The sequence below is a fragment of the Mesorhizobium sp. genome (assembly GCF_005063415.1).
Lineage (GTDB): Bacteria > Pseudomonadota > Alphaproteobacteria > Rhizobiales > Rhizobiaceae > Mesorhizobium.
Genome location: NZ_SUEG01000231.1, coordinates 1 through 5,319, shown reverse-complemented (window position 1 = coordinate 5,319; position 5,319 = coordinate 1). Strand labels below are relative to the sequence as shown.

Below are 5,319 nucleotides of genomic sequence, written 5' to 3'. Positions count from 1 at the left end.
ACCAAACGCAGCCGGATGTTTCCGAGCTCAAGGCACGCATTGCCGAAATGCGCACCATCATCGACACCGCCACCGACGGCGTCGTGCTGATCGGCCGTAACGGAACGATCCGTTCAATTAGCCGTCCGGCGGAGGCACTGTTCGGCTTCGACAGCGACGAGGTGACCGGCAAGCCGTTCGTCTCGCTGTTTGCGATCGAAAGCCAGCGCGCGGCGCGTGACTATCTCGAGGGGTTGTCGGAGCCCGGCGTTGCAAGCGTGATGAACGATGGCCGCGAGGTGATCGGACGCGAGGCGCAGGGGCGCTTCATTCCGCTGTTCATGACCATCGGCAGGCTGCCCAACGACAGCGGCTTCTGCGCGGTGGTGCGCGACATCACCCAGTGGAAGCGGGCCGAAGAGGACTTGACCCAGGCGCGCGCAGTCGCCGAGCGCGCCTCGTCGCAGAAGACCGATTTTCTGGCCCGCATCAGCCACGAGATCCGCACACCGCTCAACGCCATCATCGGCTTTTCCGAGCTGATGGTCGACGAGAAATTCGGGCCGGTGGCCAATGACCGCTATCGCGACTATCTGCGCGATATCAACCGTTCGGGCAACCACGTGCTCGATCTGGTCAACGACCTGCTCGACATTTCGAAAATCGAGGCCGGCCAGCAGGAGATGGCTTATGAGGCGGTGTCGCTCAACGACACGCTGGCCGAAACCGTGGCGATGATGCAGCCGCAAGCCAACCGGGAGCGCGTCATCATCCGCTCCAGCTTCGCCTCGCGGCTGCCGGAAGTGGTGGCCGATCTGCGCAGCGTGCGGCAGATCGCGCTCAACATCCTGTCGAACGCCGTCCGCTACACGCAGGCCGGCGGCCAGGTGATCGTGTCGACGGCCTACGAGATCTCCGGCGATGTCGTCATGCGCGTGCGCGATACCGGTATCGGCATGAGCCAGTCCGAGATCGAGCAGGCGCTGAAGCCGTTCAAGCAGATCAATGCGCTGAAGCGCGGCCGCGGCGACGGCACCGGTCTCGGGCTGCCGCTGACCAAGGCGATGGTCGAAGCGAACCGGGCCCGGTTCACCATCAATTCGACGCCCGGCGAGGGAACCCTGGTCGAAGTCGCCTTTCCCTCGACCCGCGTGCTCGCTGGTTAGCTATGGTGGCGCAAAGAAAAAAGGCGTCCAACAGGACGCCTTGAGAAATTGGAATTGCTGTCACAACGGGGCTTGAGCGAATCAGATCCTCTCGGGGCTAAGAGGAACGGGATTTCTCCCTCAAGTTACGCACGACTATCGATGCCGGGCCTTAACAAATCCTTACCGCCACGCCGGAAAATTTACCAATGTGTACCACTCATGAAATCTAGGTAAATTCCGAAGAGACAATTCGTTAACGATACCGGAGACCTCAAGACGGGCTCCACCTTGGACCCGGGTCAGTCGGCAAGCTGCGGCAGGTTGCGAAACAGCTCGAGCGCTTCGGGATTGGCGAGCGCTTCCTTGTTCTTGATGGCGCGGCCATGCACCATGTCGCGTACCGCGAGCTCGGTGATCTTGCCCGATTTGGTGCGCGGAATATCGCTGACGGCAACGATCTTGGCCGGCACGTGGCGCGGGCTCGCCCCGGTGCGGATTTTCGCGCGGATGCGTTTTTCCAGCTCGGCATCGAGCTCGACGCCGGCCGCCAGCCGCACGAACAGCACGACGCGAACATCATTGTCGAAATCCTGGCCGATGCATAGTGCTTCGAGGATTTCCGGCATTTGCTCGACCTGATTGTAGATCTCCGCCGTGCCGATCCTGACACCGCCCGGATTGAGCGTGGCGTCGGAACGGCCATGGATGATCAGGCCGCCATGGGCGGTCCATTCGGCGAAATCGCCGTGGCACCAGACATTGTCGAAACGTTCGAAATAGGCGGCTTTGTATTTCCTGCCGTCAGGGTCGTTCCAGAAGCCGATCGGCATCGCCGGAAACGCCTTGGTGCAGACGAGCTCGCCCTTCTCCTGGCGGAGCGGCCGGCCGTCATCGTCCCAGACATCGACGGCAAGGCCGAGGCCGGGCCCCTGGATCTCGCCGGTCCATACCGGTTCGATCGGCACGCCGAGCACGAAGCAGGAGACGATATCGGTGCCGCCTGAAATCGAAGCTAGATGCACGTCCTTCTTGATGCCTTCATAGACGAAGCGGAAGTCTTCCGGCGATAGCGGCGAGCCGGTCGAGGAGATGGTGCGCACGCTGGAAAGATCATGCGTACGGATCGGCTTCAGGCCGGCCTTGCGCACGGAATCGATGAATTTGGCCGAGGTGCCGAAATAGGTCATCTTTTCGGCATCGGCGAAGTCGAACAGCGCATTGCCGTCCGGGTAGAAGGGCGAGCCGTCATAGAGCAGCAAGGTGGCGCCCGATGCCAGGCCCGACACCAGCCAGTTCCACATCATCCAGCCGCAGGTGGTGAAGTAGAAGAAGCGGTCGCCGTCGAGCAGGCCGGCATGCAGCCGTTCTTCCTTGACGTGCTGGATTAGCGTTCCGCCGGCCGAATGGACGATGCATTTGGGAACGCCGGTCGTGCCCGACGAAAACAGGATGTAGAGCGGATGCGAAAACGGCAGCCTTTCGTAGGCGACAGGCCTGGCGGCAAAGGGTGACAGCGCCTCCTCCAGCGCAGCCGCCTTGCCGATGGTCGCCGCGACGTCGAGCGAGGTGCCGAGATAGTCGACAACGAGGACTTTGCGGACGGTGGCGAGCTTGTCCGCCACCGCCGCGATCTTGTCTGCGACTTCGATCGCCTTGCCATTGTACCAGTAGCCGTCCGGCGCGATGAATATGACCGGCTCGATCTGGCCGAACCGGTCGAGAACACCCTGCTCACCGAAATCTGGGGAGCAGGACGACCAGACGGCGCCGATCGAGGCGGCCGCCAGCATCGCAGCAACGGTCTCCGGCATGTTGGGCATCATCGCGGCGATGCGGTCGCCCTTCTTCACCTTGAGCGACAGGAAAAGCTGCTGCAAGCGCGAGGTCAGCGCATGCAGCTCGTTCCAGGACAGCCGCCGCTCGACCTTGTCCTCGCCGCGAAAGACGATTGCGTCGCCAAGCCCGGTTTTCTTCAGGAGATTCTCGGCGAAGTTCAGCTTCGCGTCAGGGAAGAAGGTCGCGCCGGGCATCTTGTCGCCATCGACCAGCACGCGTTCGCCCTTGTCGCCGACGATGCCACAAAAGTCCCAGACCAGGCCCCAGAAGGTCTCGCGATCATCGATCGACCACCGATGCAGGTCGGTATAGGAGGAGAAAGCCTTGCCGGCCATGCTCGCTGCGGCGTTCATGAAGGCGGTCATCGGCGCCGCGTCGATCTGCTCTTGCGTCGGGATCCAGAGCGGTGCGTCGTCAGCCATCATTGTTCCTCCGCAGGCTGCATCGCTTATGCATATCGCGATGCAGCAGAGCAAGATTTTGTTGGACCGTGCCGGTCAGGGTGTGCGCAAATGCCATCGCCGGGCCATAAAGACTTGAAATGCGTCAGCCGTCGGTTACACCCGTCGGGCGATTTTGTCGGAATGGAAGCATACGGGGCGATATGCCATCACCTTTGATCCGACGCGGAATATGGGCGATCGGCGCGGCCGTCATCGTCATCGCGCTGGTCGTCGCAGCCTTGCCGTTGATCGCCTCGACCCGCATCGTGCGTGACCGCATCGCGTGGGAAATGAGCGCCTGGAGCGGTTTCCGGGTCACCATCGACGGCGCGCCGCGCATCGAGGTCTGGCCGAATTTCCGGGCGATCCTGAGCGACGTGACGCTGTCGCAATGGACAGAGACGGATGCACCGCCAGTGGTCGAGGCCGAACGGGTCGAGGTCGACCTCTCGGCCATGGCGGCGCTGCGGGGCGACGTGGTGTTTTCGACGGCGCGGCTGGTGCGACCGACGATCAGGGTCCAGCGTACCGCGAGCGGGTTTTTCCTGCCTGCGATTCCTAGCGGCGGGCGCATTACGCGTTCGATCGACGCTGCCCGCGCGGTGATCAACACAAATCCCGCCAAGCCGGATCTCGGCAAGCTGCCGACAGATCCGTTCGGCACAGTCGAGTTCAGGGACGGCCGCGTAGTGGCTGCCATCGGCGGCAAGGACCAGGAGATATTGAGCAGCCTGAGCGGCCAGGCGAACTGGGCCGCGATGAACAGCAATGCGACGCTGTCGGCGACCGGGATATGGCGCGGCGAAAGCGTTGCCATCGACGCCGCATCGCCGAACCCGCTCGTGCTGTTTGGTGGCGGCACAGCACCGGTCACGTTTTCCTTCAAGGCGGCGCCGGCCAGTTTTTCGTTCGACGGCCGCGCCAGCATGTCGGAGAACGGCTATTTCGACGGCCAGGCAAAATTCGCCGCACCTTCGCTCCGACGCGTGCTCGAATGGTCGCAGGCCGGCATCGCACCCGGTGCCGCAATCGGCTCGATCTCGGTTTCAAGCAAGATCACGGCGACGGCCGGGCGCATCAAATTCGAAAACACGGCCCTGACCCTCGACAACAACCCCGGAATGGGTGCGCTGGACTTCACCTATGGTGAGGCACTGCCGGTGATCTCAGGCACACTTGCTTTCGATACGCTCGACCTCAGATCGTTTCTCTCAGCCTTTACCCCGGTGCCATCCGCCGGCGGCACCGGTCCGGGCGAAATCGATACGAGCTTCGCCGACCGGATCAACCTCGATCTCAGGCTGTCGGCGGCGCATGCCACGGCCGGCGCCATCCAGCTTGCCGACGTCGCCGCCACCGCCCAGGTCAAGAACGGCCTTGCCGTCTTCGACATCTCGGATGCATCCGCCTTTGGCGGCAACGTCCAGAGCAGCGTCCGTTTCGACCGCAAGCCCGCCGGCACGGAAGTCGAGATCCGGCTGCTTGCTTCCGATATCGACGGCGGCGCTTTCGGCACTGCGGCCGGGATGACGCGGCTGGTGCCGATCGGCACCGGAACCGTTTCGGTCATCCTCAAGGGGCCTGGCAGAACCTGGGACTCCATTTTCGAAAACGCCAATGGCTCGCTGTCCGCGACGTTCGGCGCGGGTGCGCTGAGCCGGCTTAACCTGCCGGCGTTCCTCAAGCACACCGAACAGGGCGGATTCTTCGCGCTGGACGACGTCTCGGACGGAACGCTGCCGATCGACGGGGCCGAGCTCAAGACGAGCATTTCGAACGGCGTGGCGCGCATCGACAAGGCCGAGGTGAATTCCGCGCAATACAAGATCTGGCTTTCCGGCATCGCATCCTATGCCGGACGCGGGCTGGCACTGTCCGGCGGCATCGTCCAGCCGAGCCAGGCTGCCACGCAG

The 5,319-nt window shown here is 63.0% G+C and carries 3 protein-coding genes; 2 read left to right on the top strand and 1 reads right to left on the bottom strand.

What is annotated here, in order from left to right:
• Positions 1–1,145, top strand: a 1,145-nt coding sequence (locus E5W70_RS30600) for a histidine kinase dimerization/phospho-acceptor domain-containing protein (RefSeq protein WP_292664997.1), incomplete at its 5' end; no start/stop codon positions are given.
• 281 nt (positions 1,146–1,426) lie between these two features.
• Here the strand turns inward: E5W70_RS30600 and E5W70_RS30595 are convergent.
• Positions 1,427–3,385, bottom strand: a complete 1,959-nt coding sequence (locus E5W70_RS30595; protein ID WP_292664996.1) for an acetoacetate--CoA ligase — start codon at positions 3,383–3,385, stop codon at positions 1,427–1,429.
• Positions 3,386–3,567: 182 nt separating this feature from the next.
• Here E5W70_RS30595 and E5W70_RS30590 point away from each other — a divergent pair.
• The coding region (locus E5W70_RS30590) for an AsmA family protein (RefSeq protein ID WP_292664995.1) at positions 3,568–5,319 on the top strand (1,752 nt) is incomplete at its 3' end.